10 protein-coding genes are annotated in these 17392 nt (G+C 55.7%); 6 read left to right on the forward strand and 4 right to left on the reverse strand.

What is annotated here, in order from left to right:
• Window positions 1-23 precede the first annotated feature (23 nt).
• Both nrdA and ubiG read right to left on the reverse strand, forming a co-directional pair.
• Window positions 24-2309, reverse strand: a complete 2286-nt coding sequence (gene nrdA / locus USG84_RS13330) for a class 1a ribonucleoside-diphosphate reductase subunit alpha (RefSeq protein WP_061097568.1) — start codon at window positions 2307-2309, stop codon at window positions 24-26.
• A 347-nt stretch (window positions 2310-2656) separates the two neighbouring features.
• Window positions 2657-3385 carry a bifunctional 2-polyprenyl-6-hydroxyphenol methylase/3-demethylubiquinol 3-O-methyltransferase UbiG gene (gene ubiG / locus USG84_RS13335; RefSeq protein ID WP_151413971.1) on the reverse strand — a complete coding sequence of 243 codons (729 nt, stop codon included), beginning with the start codon at window positions 3383-3385 and terminating at the stop codon, window positions 2657-2659.
• Window positions 3386-3531: 146 nt separating this feature from the next.
• Between ubiG and gyrA the strand changes: the two genes are divergently transcribed.
• Together gyrA and rcsC are read left to right on the forward strand one after the other, a co-directional pair.
• The gene (gyrA, locus tag USG84_RS13340) at window positions 3532-6168 is read left to right on the forward strand and encodes a DNA topoisomerase (ATP-hydrolyzing) subunit A (RefSeq protein WP_061097570.1); all 2637 of its coding nucleotides are present in this window, start codon (window positions 3532-3534) and stop codon (window positions 6166-6168) included.
• Window positions 6169-6302: 134 nt separating this feature from the next.
• Entirely contained in the window at window positions 6303-9149 is a 2847-nt protein-coding gene (rcsC, locus tag USG84_RS13345; RefSeq protein WP_061097571.1) for a two-component system sensor histidine kinase RcsC, read from the forward strand.
• A 75-nt stretch (window positions 9150-9224) separates the two neighbouring features.
• Here rcsC and rcsB read toward each other — a convergent pair whose 3' ends face one another.
• Window positions 9225-9875 (reverse strand): response regulator transcription factor RcsB, encoded by a 651-nt coding sequence (gene rcsB / locus USG84_RS13350; RefSeq protein WP_006176468.1) that lies wholly within the window; start codon window positions 9873-9875, stop codon window positions 9225-9227.
• Between the two features lie 16 nt (window positions 9876-9891).
• Entirely contained in the window at window positions 9892-12564 is a 2673-nt protein-coding gene (gene rcsD, locus USG84_RS13355) for a phosphotransferase RcsD (protein ID WP_253542825.1), read from the reverse strand.
• 743 nt (window positions 12565-13307) lie between these two features.
• Here rcsD and USG84_RS13360 point away from each other — a divergent pair.
• The 4 genes from USG84_RS13360 (at window position 13308) to alkB (ending at window position 17377) form a co-directional block, all read left to right on the forward strand.
• The gene (locus tag USG84_RS13360) at window positions 13308-14420 is read left to right on the forward strand and encodes a porin OmpC (protein WP_061097573.1); all 1113 of its coding nucleotides are present in this window, start codon (window positions 13308-13310) and stop codon (window positions 14418-14420) included.
• A 114-nt stretch (window positions 14421-14534) separates the two neighbouring features.
• Complete coding sequence (gene apbE / locus USG84_RS13365; RefSeq protein ID WP_151413972.1) at window positions 14535-15590, forward strand: FAD:protein FMN transferase ApbE; 1056 nt, start codon at window positions 14535-14537, stop codon at window positions 15588-15590.
• Between the two features lie 72 nt (window positions 15591-15662).
• Window positions 15663-16721 carry a bifunctional DNA-binding transcriptional regulator/O6-methylguanine-DNA methyltransferase Ada gene (gene ada, locus USG84_RS13370; RefSeq protein ID WP_061097575.1) on the forward strand — a complete coding sequence of 353 codons (1059 nt, stop codon included), beginning with the start codon at window positions 15663-15665 and terminating at the stop codon, window positions 16719-16721.
• Window positions 16721-17377 carry a DNA oxidative demethylase AlkB gene (alkB, locus tag USG84_RS13375; protein ID WP_253542824.1) on the forward strand — a complete coding sequence of 219 codons (657 nt, stop codon included), beginning with the start codon at window positions 16721-16723 and terminating at the stop codon, window positions 17375-17377. Before ada ends, alkB begins: the two co-directional genes overlap by 1 nt.
• Window positions 17378-17392: the final 15 nt, after the last annotated feature.

Genomic DNA, 17392 nt, shown 5'->3' on the forward strand with positions numbered 1-17392 from the left:
GGCGGGGATATCCCCGCCCTTCATTAGATCTTACATGCGCCGCTTTCGCAGCCATCGTCCTGAATTGACGGTACCAGGTCGTCCTGCGCGTCTTCTGCACCGTCACGGGTATTGTGATAGTACAGCGTTTTCACGCCAAATTTGTAGGCTGTCAGCAGGTCTTTCAACAGCTGCTGCATTGGTACCTTGCCGGACGGGAAGCGCGTCGGGTCATAGTTGGTGTTGGCAGAGATCGATTGGTCGATAAACTTCTGCATGATACCCACCAGCTGCAGGTAGCCGTCGTTGTTTGGCATCTCCCACAGCAGCTCGTAGTTGTTGCCCAGCGTTTCGTAATCCGGCACCACCTGACGCAGCACGCCGTCTTTCGATGCTTTGATGCTGACGTGGCCGCGCGGTGGCTCAATACCGTTGGTGGCGTTGGAGATCTGCGAAGAGGTCTCGGACGGCATCAGGGCAGAGAGCGTGGAGTTACGCAGGCCGTGCGTTTTGATGGACTCGCGCAGGCCTTCCCAGTCCAGGTGCAGCGGCTCGCTGACGATCGCATCCAGGTCTTTCTTATAGGTGTCGATCGGCAGAATGCCTTTTGCGTAGGTGGTTTCGTTGAACCACGGGCACGCGCCTTGCTCTTTCGCCAGCTCGTTAGAAGCTTTCATCAGGTAATACTGAATGGCTTCGAACGTCTGGTGCGTCAGGTTGTTAGCGCTGCCGTCGGAGTAACGCTTGCCGTTTTTCGCCAGCCAGTAGGCGAAGTTGATCACGCCGATACCCAGAGTACGACGGCCCATCGCACCGCGTTTAGCGGCCGGGATTGGGTAATCCTGGTAGTCCAGCAGGGCATCCAGCGCGCGAACCGCCAGCACGGCCAGCTCTTCCAGCTCGTCCAGGCTCTTAATCGCGCCCAGGTTGAACGCGGACAGCGTACACAGGGCGATTTCGCCGTTTTCGTCGTTCACGTCTTCCAGCGGTTTGGTCGGCAGGGCGATCTCCAGGCACAGGTTAGACTGGCGCACTGGCGCAACCACCGGATCAAACGGGCTGTGCGTGTTGCAGTGGTCAACGTTCTGGATGTAGATACGGCCGGTAGAGGCACGTTCCTGCATCATCAGGGAGAACAGGTCTACCGCCTTCAGGCGCTGTTTGCGGATGCTGTCGTCTTTTTCATATTTGGTGTACAGGCGCTCGAACTCGTCCTGATCGGCGAAGAACGCGTCGTACAGGCCCGGGACGTCGGACGGGCTGAACAGGGTGATGTCTTCCCCTTTCAGCAGGCGGGTGTACATCAGCTTGTTGATCTGCACGCCGTAGTCCATGTGACGCACGCGGTTGCCTTCCACGCCGCGGTTGTTTTTCAGTACCAGCAGGCTTTCCACTTCCAGGTGCCACATCGGGTAGAACAGGGTCGCTGCGCCGCCGCGCACGCCGCCCTGAGAGCAGGATTTTACCGCCGTCTGGAAGTGCTTGTAGAACGGGATACAGCCGGTGTGGAACGCTTCACCGCCGCGAATCGGGCTGCCCAGCGCGCGGATGCGACCGGCGTTGATGCCGATACCGGCACGCTGGGAAACGTATTTCACGATGGCGCTGGAGGTGGCGTTGATGGAATCCAGGCTGTCACCGCACTCGATCAGTACGCAGGAGCTGAACTGACGGGTAGGGGTGCGCACGCCAGACATGATTGGCGTTGGCAGAGAAATTTTGAACGTCGATACCGCATCGTAGAAACGCTTCACGTAGTCCAGACGGGTGTCGCGCGGGTAGTTTGAGAACAGGCAGGCGGCCACCAGAATATAGAGGAACTGGGCGCTTTCGTAGATCTCACCGGTCACACGGTTCTGAACCAGGTATTTGCCTTCGAGCTGCTTCACCGCCGCGTAGGAGAAGTTCATGTCGCGCCAGTGATCGATAAACCCGTTCATCTGCTCGAACTCTTCTTCCGTATAGTCTTCCAGCAGATGCGTGTCGTATTTGCCCAGCTCGACCATTTTCACCACGTGATCGTAAAGCTTCGGCGGCTCAAACTGGCCGTAGGCTTTCTTACGCAGGTGGAAAATCGCCAGACGCGCAGCGAGGTACTGATAATCCGGCGCTTCGCGGGAGATAAGGTCAGCCGCTGCTTTAATGATCGTTTCGTGGATATCAGACGTTTTGATGCCGTCGTAGAACTGAATATGAGAACGCAGTTCAACCTGGGATATAGATACGTTGTTCAGTCCTTCTGCTGCCCAGTCGAGAACTCGATGGATTTTGTCCAGATTGATACGCTCGGTAGTACCGTCGCGCTTTGTCACCAGCAGACTCTGATTCATGTGGGTTTTACCTGTCCGTGAAATAAAAAATATCCCCCGCTTATCCACAGATCCGTCTTGTGACTAACTCTGTGGATAAATACTACATATAGGGGGTTTGCGATAAGAAAAACGCTATATGGTGAGTATTCTAGTATCGAATCTTTTCAGCACAAGGGTTGATTTTGACGTTGAATTGAGGTTGTGAAAGGGTAAAAAAGCGTAAGTCCTCGTACCGTAAGGCCTGGACGACATGTCAATAATTAAGAAAAAAAATTCAAAATTTGATCGAGTGCTGATTTCTTCAACGGGAGGTAAGAATTGCGCAACATGATGTCGCGCAATCTTTATAAGAATAACGAATGACGTTAGTCGTTTTTGGCGGTTGTGTGCAACATATAGTTAACATCCACGCCCGGTGCGAGTTTGAATTTATCGGTCAGGGGATTGTAGTGCAGGCCGGTGATGTGCTGCTCTTTCAGCCACGTCTGGTCAACCCAGCTTAACAGCTCGGCCGGCTTGATGAATTTCTTCACGTCGTGCGTGCCTTTCGGCACCATGCGCAGCACATATTCTGCGCCGACGACGGCCATCAGCCAGGCTTTGCCGTTGCGGTTGATTGTCGAGAAGAAAACCTGGCCGCCCGGCTTCACCAGTTTTGCACAGGCGTTGACCACGGACTGCGGATCGGGAACGTGCTCCAGCATCTCCATGCAGGTCACCACATCGTACTGGTGGGCATGTTTTGCCGCGTGCGCTTCCACGGTTTCCTGCACGTAATCCACCTGTATACCGGACTCCAGCGCATGAAGACGGGCAACCTGCAGCGGCTCAAAGCCCATGTCCAGGCCGGTGACGGTGGCCCCTTCGCGCGCCATGCTCTCCGCCAGGATGCCGCCGCCGCAGCCGACGTCGAGCACTTTTTTACCGAACAGACCGCCGGAACGCTCCGCGATATAGCCCAGACGCAGCGGGTTAATGCGATGCAGCGGTTTGAACTCACCTTCGAGATCCCACCAGCGGGACGCCACCGCTTCAAATTTGGCAATCTCTTCGTGGTCAACGTTGTGTGCCACCGGGGATTTTTCGGCATTCATGGGCGCTTTTACTCCTTATTTAGCAAGACAAATGAGTATATCAGGCAATCCCTGTGAATAAAGCGTATAGGTTTACCTGTATCACCGCGGCTGTGTTATAATTTGCGACCTTTGAATCCGGGATACAGTAGAGGGATAGCGGTTAGATGAGCGACCTTGCGAGAGAAATTACACCGGTTAACATCGAGGAAGAGCTGAAGAGCTCCTATCTGGACTATGCGATGTCGGTCATTGTTGGCCGTGCGCTGCCGGACGTCCGCGATGGCCTGAAGCCGGTACACCGTCGCGTACTATACGCCATGAACGTATTGGGCAATGACTGGAATAAAGCCTACAAAAAATCTGCCCGTGTCGTTGGTGACGTAATCGGTAAATACCATCCCCATGGTGATTCCGCGGTGTACGACACTATCGTCCGTATGGCGCAGCCATTCTCGCTGCGTTACATGCTGGTAGATGGTCAGGGTAACTTTGGTTCTATCGACGGCGACTCCGCCGCGGCGATGCGTTATACGGAAATCCGTCTGGCGAAGATTGCCCATGAGCTGATGGCCGACCTGGAAAAAGAGACGGTTGATTTCGTTGATAACTACGACGGCACGGAAAAAATTCCTGACGTTATGCCAACGAAGATCCCTAACCTGCTGGTGAACGGCTCGTCCGGTATCGCCGTCGGTATGGCAACCAACATTCCGCCACATAACATCACGGAAGTGATCAACGGCTGCCTGGCCTATATCGACGATGAAGACATCAGCATTGAAGGGCTGATGGAACACATCCCGGGCCCGGACTTCCCGACGGCGGCGATCATCAACGGTCGTCGCGGCATTGAAGAAGCGTACCGCACCGGTCGCGGCAAGATTTACATCCGTGCCCGCGCTGAAGTAGAAGCGGACGCCAAATCCGGCCGTGAAACCATCATTGTTCACGAGATCCCGTATCAGGTGAACAAAGCGCGTCTGATTGAAAAAATCGCCGAGCTGGTAAAAGAGAAACGCGTTGAAGGCATCAGCGCGCTGCGCGACGAGTCTGACAAAGACGGTATGCGCATCGTGATTGAAATCAAGCGCGACGCGGTGGGTGAGGTTGTGCTGAACAACCTGTACTCCCAGACTCAGCTTCAGGTCTCCTTCGGTATCAACATGGTTGCGCTGCACCATGGCCAGCCGAAGATCATGAACCTGAAAGAGATCCTGAGCGCGTTCGTGCGTCACCGCCGCGAAGTGGTGACCCGCCGTACCATCTTCGAACTGCGCAAAGCGCGCGATCGTGCGCACATCCTTGAAGCGCTGGCGGTTGCGCTGGCCAACATCGACCCAATCATCGAACTGATCCGTCGTGCGCCAACCCCGGCTGAAGCGAAAGCGTCGCTGGTTGCGCGTCCGTGGGATCTGGGCAACGTGGCGGCGATGCTGGAACGTGCGGGCGATGACGCCGCGCGTCCTGAGTGGCTGGAGCCTGAATTCGGCGTGCGTGACGGTCAGTACTACCTGACTGAACAGCAGGCCCAGGCGATTCTGGATCTGCGTCTGCAGAAGCTGACCGGCCTTGAGCATGAAAAACTGCTCGACGAGTACAAAGAGCTGCTGGAGCAAATTGCTGAGCTGCTGCACATCCTGGGCAGCGCCGAGCGCCTGATGGAAGTGATCCGCGAAGAGCTGGAGCTGGTCCGCGATCAGTTCGGCGACGAGCGCCGCACCGAAATCACCGCGAACAGCTCTGATATCAACATTGAAGATCTGATCAACCGCGAAGACGTGGTGGTCACCCTGTCTCACCAGGGCTATGTGAAGTATCAGCCGCTGACCGACTACGAAGCACAGCGTCGTGGCGGTAAGGGCAAATCTGCGGCACGTATTAAAGAAGAAGACTTTATTGACCGCCTGCTGGTGGCCAACACCCACGACACGATCCTCTGCTTCTCCAGCCGCGGTCGTCTGTACTGGATGAAGGTCTATCAGCTGCCGGAAGCGAGCCGCGGCGCGCGTGGTCGTCCAATCGTCAACCTGCTGCCGCTGGAAGCGAACGAACGTATCACCGCCATCCTGCCGGTACGCGAGTACGAAGAGGGCGTGAACGTCTTTATGGCGACCGCCAGCGGTACCGTGAAGAAAACCGCGCTGACCGAATTCAGCCGTCCGCGTTCTGCCGGTATTATTGCGGTGAACCTGAACGAAGGCGACGAGCTGATCGGCGTGGATCTGACCTCCGGTTCTGATGAAGTGATGCTGTTCTCTGCGGCTGGTAAAGTGGTGCGCTTCAAAGAGAACGCCGTGCGCGCAATGGGCCGTACGGCGACCGGCGTACGCGGTATCAAGCTGGCGGGTGAAGACTCCGTTGTTTCCCTGATCGTTCCACGTGGCGAAGGCGCAATCCTGACCGTCACCCAGAACGGCTACGGTAAACGTACGGCGGAAAGCGAATACCCGACCAAGTCGCGCGGCACGCAGGGCGTTATCTCCATCAAGGTTACCGAGCGCAACGGGTCCGTTGTGGGCGCGGTGCAGGTGGACGATGCCGACCAGATCATGATGATCACCGATGCCGGTACGCTGGTGCGTACCCGCGTATCCGAGATCAGCGTGGTGGGCCGTAACACCCAGGGCGTGATCCTCATCCGTACGGCGGAAGATGAAAACGTGGTGGGTCTGCAGCGCGTAGCTGAGCCGGTGGACGACGAAGAGCTCGACTCCATCGACGGCAGCGTCGCGGAAGGTGATGATGAAATCGCACCGGAAGCGGAGACCGACGACGACGCAGCGGATGACGCTGACGAGTAATCTCTTCTGACGCATAAAGGGCCGGATTCCGGCCCTTTTCTTTTGCAGATGCAGATACGTGAACGTTGCGACAAGCCGCGTTTACCGCTACCTTAACCACATTCTTTTGACCCCGACGGCGGAGCCTCGCCCCTTTGAAATACCTCGTCTCCTTTCGTACCACGCTGAAAGTTTCTCGCTATCTGTTCCGGGCGCTGGCGCTCCTGCTTTGGCTGCTGGTGGCCTTGCTGTCGGTGTTTTACATCGTCAATGCGCTGCACCAGAAAGAAGCGGAGATCCGCCAGGAGTTTAATTTAAGCTCCGATCAGGCCCAGCGCTACATTCAGCGAACGTCTGACGTGATGAAGGAGCTGAAGTATATTGCCGAAAACCGGCTGACGGCGGAAAACGGTATCCTTGCCCTGCGCGGGCGCAATGACAAAACCGAAGTGCCGGACTTCCAGCCGCTGTTCCCGGACTCCGATTGCTCCACCATGAGCAGCACCTGGCGCGGGTCGCTGGAATCCCTCGCCTGGTTTATGCGCTACTGGCGCGACAATTTCTCCGCCGCCTACGATCTCAACCGCGTATTCCTGATTGGCAGCGAAAATCTCTGCATGGCTGACTTCGGCCTGCGCGATGTGCCCGTCGAGCGCGATGATGCGCTGAAAAGCCTGCACGAGCGTATTGTGAAATATCGTAATGCGCCGCAGGACGAGCGCGGGAACAACATCTTCTGGATTAGCCAGGGGCCGCGCATGGGCGTGGGCTACTTCTACGCGCTAACGCCGGTCTACCTGGGCAATCGCCTGCAGGCGCTGCTGGGAATTGAGCAGACCATCCGCATGGAAAACTTCTTTACGCCGGGCAGCCTGCCGATGGGCGTGACCATTCTGGATGAAAACGGGCATCAGCTGATCTCCCTCGCCGGGCCGGATAAAAGTTTGAACGTCGATCCGCACTGGATGCAGGAACGCTCATGGTTCGGCTACACCTCCGGCTTCCGCGAGCTGGTGCTGAAAAAAAGCCTGCCGCCATCGTCGCTGAGCATTGTTTACTCGCTGCCGGTGGATATGGTGCTTGAGCGGATACGCATTCTTATCATGAATGCGATTCTGCTGAACCTGCTGGTGGGCGGGGCGCTGTTTACGCTGGCGCGCATGTATGAGCGGAGAATCTTTATTCCCGCCGAAAGTGACGCCCAGCGTCTGGAGGAGCACGAGCAGTTCAACCGCAAGATTGTCGCTTCTGCTCCGGTGGGGATCTGCATTCTGCGTACTCAGGACGGGACCAACATCCTGAGTAACGAGCTGGCGCACAACTACCTGAACATGCTGACGCACGAGGACCGGCAAAGGCTGACGCAAATCATCTGCGGCCAGCAGGTGAACTTTGTCGACGTGCTCACCAGCACCCATACCAACCTGCAGATCAGCTTTGTCCATTCCCGCTATCGCAATGAAAACGTGGCGATTTGCGTGCTGGTGGATGTCTCCGCGCGCGTGAAGATGGAAGAGTCGCTGCAGGAGATGGCGCAGGCCGCGGAGCAGGCCAGCCAGTCGAAATCCATGTTCCTGGCTACCGTCAGCCACGAGCTGCGTACGCCGCTGTACGGGATTATCGGTAACCTCGATCTGCTGCAGACGAAGGAGTTGCCGAAAGGCGTCGACCGGCTGGTAACGGCGATGAACAACTCCTCCAGCCTGCTGCTGAAGATCATCAGCGATATTCTCGACTTCTCCAAAATTGAGTCTGAGCAGCTGAAAATCGAGCCGCGCGAGTTTTCGCCGCGTGAGGTCATGAACCACATCAGCGCCAACTATCTGCCGCTGGTGGTGCGTAAACAGCTGGGGCTTTACTGCTTCATCGAACCGGACGTGCCGCTGACGCTGCACGGCGACCCGATGCGTCTGCAGCAGGTCATCTCTAACCTGCTCAGCAACGCCATCAAATTCACCGATATCGGCTGCATTGTGCTACACGTCTGCCGGGCGGGAGATTACCTCAGCATCCGCGTGCGCGACACGGGGGTAGGCATTCCGGCGAAAGAAGTGGTTCGTCTGTTCGACCCGTTCTTCCAGGTCGGGACCGGCGTGCAGCGTAACTTCCAGGGCACCGGTCTGGGCCTGGCGATTTGCGAGAAGCTCGTCAGCATGATGGACGGTGATATCTCGGTGGATACCGAGCCCGGCATGGGCAGCCAGTTCACCATCCGTATTCCGCTCTATTCCGCGCAGTATCCGGCGAAAGCCACGGTTGACGGGCTGAGCGATAAGCGCTGCTGGCTGGCGGTCAATAACGCCTCGCTGAATGACTATCTGACGGCGCTGCTCAGCCATAGCGGCGTGAGGGTCTGCCGCTATGAAGGCCAGACGCCGGACGTGGACGATGTGCTCATCACCGACGAGATGCCGGAGCAGCCGTGGCAGGGGAGAGGAACGGTGCTCTTCTGCCGTCGCCACATTGGCATCCCGGTTGAACGTTCGCCGGGGGAATGGGTGCACAGCGTCGCAACGCCGCATGAGCTGTTGAGCCTGCTGGCCCGTATCTATAAAGTCGAGCTGGAAGAGAACGACGGTGCAGGCGCGCTGCCGTCACCGGAAGGTCTGGCGTCAGTGAATGACGATATGATGATTCTGGTGGTGGATGACCATCCGATTAACCGCCGCCTGCTGGCTGACCAGCTAGGATCGCTGGGCTACCAGTGCAAAACCGCCAATGACGGCGTGGATGCGCTGAATGTTCTGAGTAAAAATCATATTGATATCGTGCTGAGCGACGTCAACATGCCTAACATGGACGGCTACCGTCTGACGCAGCGCATCCGACAGCTTGGCCTGACGCTGCCGGTCGTGGGCGTAACGGCGAACGCGCTGGCGGAAGAGAAACAGCGCTGTCTGGAGTCGGGCATGGACAGCTGCCTGTCGAAACCGGTGACGCTGGACGTGCTGAAGCAGACGTTGTCGATTTACGCGGATCGCGTGAGAAAAACGAGAATATAAAAAAGGCCCGAAAGGGCCTTTTATGTTTTGGAAGAGGGATGGGGTGAGGGCATCAGGCCGCACACCCGCCCTGGATCAATCCTTATCCGATGCGCTCAGCGTAACGGAGGAGAGATAGTTCAGCAGGGCAATATCGTTGTCCACGCCCAGCTTCATCATTGCGGATTTCTTCTGGCTGCTGATGGTTTTAATGCTGCGGTTCAGCTTCTTGGCAATTTCGGTCACCAGGAAACCTTCGGCGAACAGGCGCAGAACTTCACTCTCTTTCGGCGACAGGCGTTTGTCACCGTAGCCACCCGCGCTGATTTTTTCCAGCAGACGAGAGACGCTCTCAGGCGTGAACTTCTTGCCTTTCTGCAGCGCAGCCAGCGCTTTTGGCAGATCGGTCGGGGCGCCTTGCTTCAGCACAATCCCTTCGATGTCCAGATCCAGCACGGCGCTCAGGATCGCCGGGTTGTTGTTCATGGTCAGAACAATGATCGAGATGTCCGGGAAGTGGCGTTTAATATATTTGATGAGCGTGATCCCATCACCGTATTTATCTCCAGGCATGGAGAGATCGGTAATGAGCACGTGTGCATCAAGCTTTGGGAGGTTATTGATCAGTGCTGTAGAGTCTTCAAATTCACCGACTACATTCACCCACTCGATCTGTTCAAGTGATTTGCGAATACCGAACAGTACAATCGGATGGTCATCGGCAATAATTACGTTCATATTGTTCATGTATAAGGCTACCTTGCTACAGCAAGCTTTTGACGTAGGCGTCAATGTCGCTGATGTATTTTTCAATGCCAGAGGCATCTTTCTCACGAATTAGATGTTCCAGCGTTTCACATAACTGCTTGCCGGGAACCAGATTAAGCATGGCAAACACCCCTTTAAGCCGGTGTGCTGTCTGTGCCAGCGCTGCAAAATCATTTGCAGCGGACTCAGTATACAACCGCTTCACATCATCTGGTACTGTATCAACAAAGAGGGAATAGTATCCGCTGGCGTGAAGCTCGGCATTTTCATTGCCGCCTAACGGGGATTCCGTTATCTCTTCCTGCGCCAGCTGCTCTTCTATTAGTTGTAGTACAGCTTCCTGCATCGCATTGCTTATATTAAAGTTGACGCGCAGCTGGCCAGGGCCGATTTTCCGCACGCCTGACTCATCATCGCTTAAAAGCAAGCCCGAGGCAGTAAGATTAGACGGATTATCAGTTAAAAACAGATCAAATTCTTGACTTGCCAGCCTTTCATCCGGCGTGATGCAGGCCGCGCCCCAGTTTTCGAGCTGACGAACCACAATATTGCGGATCTCGTTTGAGGTCACATCCACCATCACCACGACGTCATCCAGCAGGCGTTCTTCATCTTCTTCCTGCGGATTGGCGGCCATTTTCACGTGCAGAGAGTAACGGGTGCCGAGCGATTCACGGGCCTTAATATTCAGATGGCCGCCGAGCTTGCGCGCCAGCTGATCGCACAGCCAGAAGGTCAGGGCGTTAGCTTTGCCGTAATGATCGCTTTGCGTGTCATTCAGGAACGGGAAGTGCAGATTATCAATTTCACTCGCCGTGACGCCTTCTCCGGTGTCCAGGATACGGAACGTCAGGCGATCCTCCGCCGACTCGTCGGTGCTCACTTCGAGGGTGATCTTGCCGATTTGCGTGGTGGTCACGGCGTACTGAATAATCATCAGCAGAATACGACGCAGCGCCTCGCGGTCGCCGTGACGTTCGTCATTGGCGGGTAAATGGTTGTTGATCAGCAGCTGCAGCCCTTTGCGCTTAATTACGGGCAGGACTTCGGGAACCACTTCATCGATCAGATCCTGAATGGAGAAGAGAGAAGGGGTGCCTTTCCAGAAATCATTCTCCAGCATGTTTGCCAGCTGGATCTCATCCACCATGCGGACCAGCGAGTCGGCCTGGCAGGCGAGCTGGTGGCTTTCAGACGTGTTCAACGCCGCCGCCTGGGTCGCCAGCGTTTTTAACGGCTGCTTGAAGGCATCGCCAATATTCTGCATGAATGCCGCGCGCCCCTGCTGATTCTTCTCATACAGCCTTTGCGCCTGCTTAAGCTTTTTATTCACCAGCACTTCGCGATCCTGATCGCGAATGATGAAGATTTGCGTACGAGGGGCCACCTGGCTGCGGAACTGACGGATCTCGTACAGTTCATTGTTGATGGTGGCCTGAATAACCCCCTGATGCTGGTCCGCCATGGCGGTGATGTTCTGCAGGTTAAGGTGCGGCAGCAGATGGTCAGCAATTTTATTGCTCATCACCGTGCGATTCGCTTCCTGATCGTGAACTAACACCCCTAGCGGCAGCACGGAGACAATCTCTTCATTGAGCGCGCGCAACACGCGCAGCTCGTTGGTGTTGCCCGCGGAGACCGCAGACGCGTCGCTCTGGCGTCCCGGCTGGAAACGGAAGGTGCTGTAGCCAAACAGGGCCAGCGCCAGCAGGCCAATATTCAGCAGCAGCGGCAGCAGAATATTTTGCAGGGTATCAAGCAGCAGCGTGCCGAACGGTACCTGCCACACCAGTCGCATGCCGGTTGAGTTCAGCGACGAGGCAATTTCAATTTTTGAGCCGTTAAAGGAGATGGTGACGCTCTCTGCGGCCTCTTTGTCAGACGCCGCACGCATGTTCTGGGTGCTGCTGTCGGGCTCCAGACGGAAGCTGTCGAGCGGCATATCCGGCGGGATCAAATCATTAATGGGTAAATCGAAGGCCACGACCGTCGCCAGATGTCCCGGCTGGTTAAAGGTGGTACGCAGGGTAAAATAGTGACCATTCTGCCAGGCCAGGCGGCGCAGCGATGAGAAGCTCTCACGTTCATCAAGGGCGTTGGCCTGCTGCAGCATTTCTGCCCGGCGGGAGTCGACAATGCTGCCGACCGTCGTCTCTTTAAATCCGGAGGAGAGATCCTTCAACGGCAGGGTCGAGATCAGGATCATGCTGTTGTCCTGACCGTTCAGATAGTACATCGACCACGGTACCGTTTCGGCGCCCCAGAGGGTATCCAGGTAGGTCGAAATACGCTGCGTCATCTCAAGGGTCGCGCTGTCGTGAGAGCCAAAGATAAGCGCCTCAGTCTTACGCTGCGGTTTTTCGAGATAGTAAACATCCTGCTTCAGCCGCGTCTCCTGAAGCCCGTCTCCGGACGAGCTGGCAGGCGCTGCCGCAATGTTGTCGTAAATCTGCCAGGTGGCGTAGCGCCAGGTATCAATGCGCTTGTGGACGGCGTGGGTAATATCCACCACCTGATAGCTCTTATCTTTTAGCCAGGCGTTAACCGCGCTCTGCACCATCACGCCCATTGTGACCAACAGCACCACGATCAAAAGAAGAAAGAAACGGGTGATGCTCCCGGGAAGGAGGGAGAATTTGCTCTGGGCGGTAGTTTCAGTCTGACTCATTGATATCTTTAACCCGTGATGGTCGTGCTCTGTGGCGATAGGGCAGTATAAAGGGTAATAACTGAATTTCCAGCGCCACTGTCCTGGAACAAGCGACTTTTTCGATGACCCGTGCGAGAGATGAAGTGCGCCTTAAATGTGTACAAGCACATAAGGCATGTACAAATAAAAAATGCATTTCGTCAGAAAATAGCACGAATTAACAAGAAATTAAGATTTGAGCGAATTTTCCCGTCATGCAGAGGGGCTGGCGGGAATTTAGTTAATAGTCGTTACAATTACGGTGCGGTAGCACAAAAAAAGAAAAGTTACGTAAAGAAGGGTAAAAAAAAACCGAATGCGATGCATCCGGTTGAATTAGGGATAAACAGACATTCAAAGCTGAATGACGGTAATAAATAAAGTTAATGATGATAGCGAGAGTTATTTTAGAGACTGGCGTCGATCTTGTTTTGTCATTCAGTGCGGTAACGTTTTTTATTTTAAGTGCTTGATATGTATTGGTTGTTTTTTCTTTTTGATTATAAGTGCTAAATTTCTAAGCTTTTTGTGCTTTGTAAAAGTTCCTTTTCATTTACATCCTGAAACATGTTGATAGATAAATGAAACATCTTCAAAGTTTTCGTATCATATTCGCATTGGATTATTCTGTAATTTTGCGGAGAATGAAATTGCCGACTGGTTAATGAGGGTTAACCAGTAAGCAGTGGCAATTATAAGGCATATAACAGAGGGTTAATAAAATGAAAGTTAAAGTACTGTCCCTCCTGGTACCAGCACTGCTGGTAGCAGGCGCAGCAAATGCGGCCGAAATTTATAACAAAGATGGCAACAAATTAGATCTGTACGGCAAAGTTGATGGTCTGCACTATTTCTCTGACGACAAGGGTGCTGACGGCGACCAGACCTACATGCGTCTTGGCTTCAAAGGCGAAACTCAGGTTAACGATCAGCTGACCGGTTACGGCCAGTGGGAATACCAGATCCAGGGTAACACCACTGAAAGCGACAACCAGTCCTGGACGCGTGTGGCGTTTGCCGGTCTGAAATTCGCTGAAGCAGGTTCTTTCGATTACGGTCGTAACTACGGCGTGATCTACGACGTAACTTCCTGGACTGACGTTCTGCCAGAATTTGGCGGCGATACCTACGGCTCAGACAACTTCCTGCAGTCTCGTGCTAACGGCGTGGCGACCTACCGTAACCAGGACTTCTTTGGTCTGGTGGATGGTCTGAACTTTGCGCTGCAGTATCAGGGTAAAAACGGTAGCGTAAGCGGCGAAAACGTCGGTGGACGTAGCCTGCTGAAACAGAACGGCGACGGCTACGGTGCATCCGTAACCTATAACCTGGGCGAAGGCTTCAGCGTGGGTGGTGCGATGTCCTCCTCCAAACGTACCGCTGACCAGAACGCACCGGGCGTTTACGGTAACGGCGATCACGCAGAAGTCTATTCTGGCGGCCTGAAATACGACGCCAACAACATCTACCTGGCTGCGCAGTATTCTCAGACCTACAACGCAACCCGCTTCGGTACCTCTAACGGCGACAGCCCGACTACCGCTTACGGCTTTGCTAACAAAGCGCAGAACTTCGAAGTGGTTGCTCAGTACCAGTTCGACTTCGGCCTGCGTCCATCCGTGGCTTACCTGCAGTCCAAAGGTAAAGACATCGAAGGTTACGGCGATCAGGATCTGCTGAAATATGTTGATGTGGGTGCCACTTACTACTTCAACAAAAACATGTCCACCTACGTGGATTACAAAATCAACCTGGTTGATGAAAATGAGTTCACCCGTCAGGCCGGTATCGGTACTGATGATATCGTCGCGCTGGGTCTGGTTTACCAGTTCTAATCGCGTCATCGTGTGACTAAGGGGCCGGATGGCCCCTTTTTTGTGCCTTTTTGGGGCCTCACAATGCAACTGTTTTGGTGTACTCTTGCCGCCCTGGCATGAGGATAATAATGAATGGACATGACTTTTTTACGCGCCAGCTTTCTGGCTATGCTTTTTTTCCTGACCGCGTGTGACGATTCCGCGCCCGTGGCGAAAACCGATGCTCCCGCCGCGACGGTGCTCGAAGGCAAAACGATGGGCACCTTCTGGCGCATCAGCGTGATGGGCCTGGATAAAACCCGCGTTGATGAACTTCGCGGTAAAATCCAGTCTCAGCTGGATGCCGACGATCAGCTGCTCTCAACCTATAAAAATGACTCGGCGCTGATGCGCTTCAATCTCTCCACCAGTACCTCCCTGTGGCCGGTGAGCGAAGCGATGGCCGATATCGTCACTGAATCAATGCGCGTGGGATATAAAACCAACGGCGCGATGGACGTCACCGTCGGGCCTCTGGTCAATCTCTGGGGATTTGGCCCCAACAAACAGCCGGATACCACACCCGACCAGGCGGCCATTGATGATGCCCGCGCCCGTACAGGGCTAAAGCATCTGACGGTGATCAACCAGTACGGCCAGCAGTATCTGCAGAAAGACATCCCGGATCTGTTTGTCGATCTGTCGACGGTCGGTGAAGGCTACGCGGCGGATCATCTTGCCGCGCTGATGACGCAGGAAGGGATATCGCGCTACCTGGTCTCCGTGGGCGGCGCGTTAGTCAGCCGGGGCATGAACGCCAGCGGTAAACCGTGGCGCGTGGCGATTCAAAAACCGACCGATCGGCAAAACGCCGTACAGGCCATTGTGGATATTAACGGGCACGGCATCAGCACGTCCGGGAGCTACCGTAACTATTACGAACTCGACGGGAAGCGTATTTCGCACGTGATTGACCCTCAGACCGGGCGTCCCATCACGCATAACCTGGTCTCGGTGACCGTGATTGCGCCGACCGCGCTGGAAGCCGATGCCTGGGATACCGGCTTAATGGTTCTCGGCCCGGAAAAAGCTAAAGAGGTGGTTCGTCAGGAAGGGCTGGCGGTTTATATGATCACTAAAGAGGGCGACGGGTTCAAAACCTGGAGCTCGCCGCAGTTCAACAGCTTCCTGGTGAGCGACAAAAATTAAAAAGCAAGGTTGCGGGTTTTTTATCACTGGCGCTCATGCACGCTAAAGGTATGCTTGTAAGAGGAGCTGATGATGAAAAATCCAACCTACATGAACGATGAGGATCGCTGGCAGGCCGTTCTGGCTCGCGATCCGCGCGCTGACGATCGGTTTGTCTTTGCCGTGCAGACGACGGGGATTTTCTGCCGCCCGTCCTGCCGCGCCCGTCGCGCGCTGCGTAAAAACGTCTGCTTTTATCCCGATGTCCAGCATGCCATTCAGGCAGGGTTTCGCCCGTGCAAGCGCTGCATGCCGGACAAACGCGATCCGCAGCAGCAGAAGCTGGCGAAAGTGGAGCACGCCTGCCGTCTTCTGGAGCAGGATCCCGCGCTGACGCTGGAAGGCCTGGCGCAGCAGGTCGCCATGAGTCCTTTTCATTTCCATCGGCTGTTTAAGTCCGTCACCGGGATGACGCCAAAAGCCTGGCAGCAGGCGGCGCGGGGGCAACGTCTGCGCGCGGCGCTTGCGCAGGGAAACAAAATTACCGATGCCGTGCTGGCGGCAGGTTTTCCCGACAGCAGCACCTATTACCGCAAGGCCAACGACGCGCTGGGGATGACGGCGAAGCAGTACCGCAAAGGTGAGGTATCGGTGCAGTACGCCATTGACGACTGTTCGTTAGGACGCTGTCTGGTCGCTGAAAGCGAGCGGGGGATTTGCGCGATACTGCTGGGCGACAGCGATACCGAATTAGCCGAAGAGCTGGCGACGCTGTTTCCAAACGCGGAGCCTGCTCCACGGGAAGATGCCTTTGCGCAGCGTATCCGTCAGGTCATTGCCAGTATTGATAACCGCGCGGCGCCGCTGGCGCTGCCGCTGGATATACGCGGCACCGCGTTTCAGCAGCGGGTCTGGCAGGCCCTTCGTGACATCCCCTGCGGGGAAACGGCCAGCTATCAGCAGGTGGCGCAGGCGATTGGCCAGCCCAACGCGGTGCGTGCCGTCGCCGGTGCCTGCGCGGCAAACAGGCTGGCGATTGTGATCCCCTGTCATCGCGTGGTTCGTAACGACGGCGCGCTGTCGGGCTATCGCTGGGGGGCGGCGCGAAAAGCGCTATTACTGAAACGTGAGGCGAAACGCCGGGAGGGATAATGCTCGATCTTTTTGCGGATGCTGAACCCTGGCAGGAGCCGCTTGCGCCTGGAGCGACGATCCTGCGCCGCTTTGCACTCTCACGCGCGCAGGCGCTGCTTGCCGGCATAGAAGAGGTGACGGCCGTTTCACCGTTTCGCCATATGGTGACGCCGGGCGGCTACACCATGTCGGTAGCCATGGCCAACTGCGGGGAGCTGGGGTGGGCGACGAACGCGCGCGGCTATCTGTATGCCCCGAACGATCCCGCCACCGGCCAGCCGTGGCCCCCGATGCCGGCAGCTTTTCAGGCGCTCTGCCACGAGGCTGCCGTTGCGGCAGGTTACCCGGACTTCCGGCCGGATGCCTGCCTGATTAACCGCTACGCCGTCGGCGCGAAGCTCTCCCTGCATCAGGACAAAGATGAACCCGATCTGCGGGCGCCCATCGTCTCGGTATCGTTGGGTCTGCCCGCCGTCTTCCAGTTTGGCGGATTGCGCCGCAACGATCCGCTCAAGCGCATTTTGCTGGAGCATGGCGACGTGGTGGTGTGGGGCAGGGAGTCACGGCTGTACTATCACGGCATTCAGCCCCTGAAGCCCGGGGTTCATCCCCTTACTGGCGAGTACCGCTATAATCTGACGTTCCGTCAGGCGGGATTGAGCAAACAAAAATAAGAATTATTCTTGATG

The sequence above is a fragment of the Enterobacter sp. 168J2 genome (assembly GCF_034107265.1).
Classification (GTDB): Bacteria; Pseudomonadota; Gammaproteobacteria; order Enterobacterales; family Enterobacteriaceae; genus Enterobacter; species Enterobacter nematophilus.

What these genes read in the sequence shown, in the direction of transcription:
- ubiG (WP_151413971.1), bottom strand. Translation starts at nt 3,385, where the DNA reads ATGAATGCCGAAAAATCCCCGGTGGCACACAACGTTGACCACGAAGAG.
- gyrA (WP_061097570.1), top strand. Translation starts at nt 3,532, where the DNA reads ATGAGCGACCTTGCGAGAGAAATTACACCGGTTAACATCGAGGAAGAG.
- USG84_RS13360 (WP_061097573.1), top strand. Translation starts at nt 13,308, where the DNA reads ATGAAAGTTAAAGTACTGTCCCTCCTGGTACCAGCACTGCTGGTAGCA.
- ada (WP_061097575.1), top strand. Translation starts at nt 15,663, where the DNA reads ATGAAAAATCCAACCTACATGAACGATGAGGATCGCTGGCAGGCCGTT.
- rcsB (WP_006176468.1), bottom strand. Translation starts at nt 9,875, where the DNA reads ATGAACAATATGAACGTAATTATTGCCGATGACCATCCGATTGTACTG.
- rcsD (WP_253542825.1), bottom strand. Translation starts at nt 12,564, where the DNA reads ATGAGTCAGACTGAAACTACCGCCCAGAGCAAATTCTCCCTCCTTCCC.
- alkB (WP_253542824.1), top strand. Translation starts at nt 16,721, where the DNA reads ATGCTCGATCTTTTTGCGGATGCTGAACCCTGGCAGGAGCCGCTTGCG.
- apbE (WP_151413972.1), top strand. Translation starts at nt 14,535, where the DNA reads ATGGACATGACTTTTTTACGCGCCAGCTTTCTGGCTATGCTTTTTTTC.
- nrdA (WP_061097568.1), bottom strand. Translation starts at nt 2,309, where the DNA reads ATGAATCAGAGTCTGCTGGTGACAAAGCGCGACGGTACTACCGAGCGT.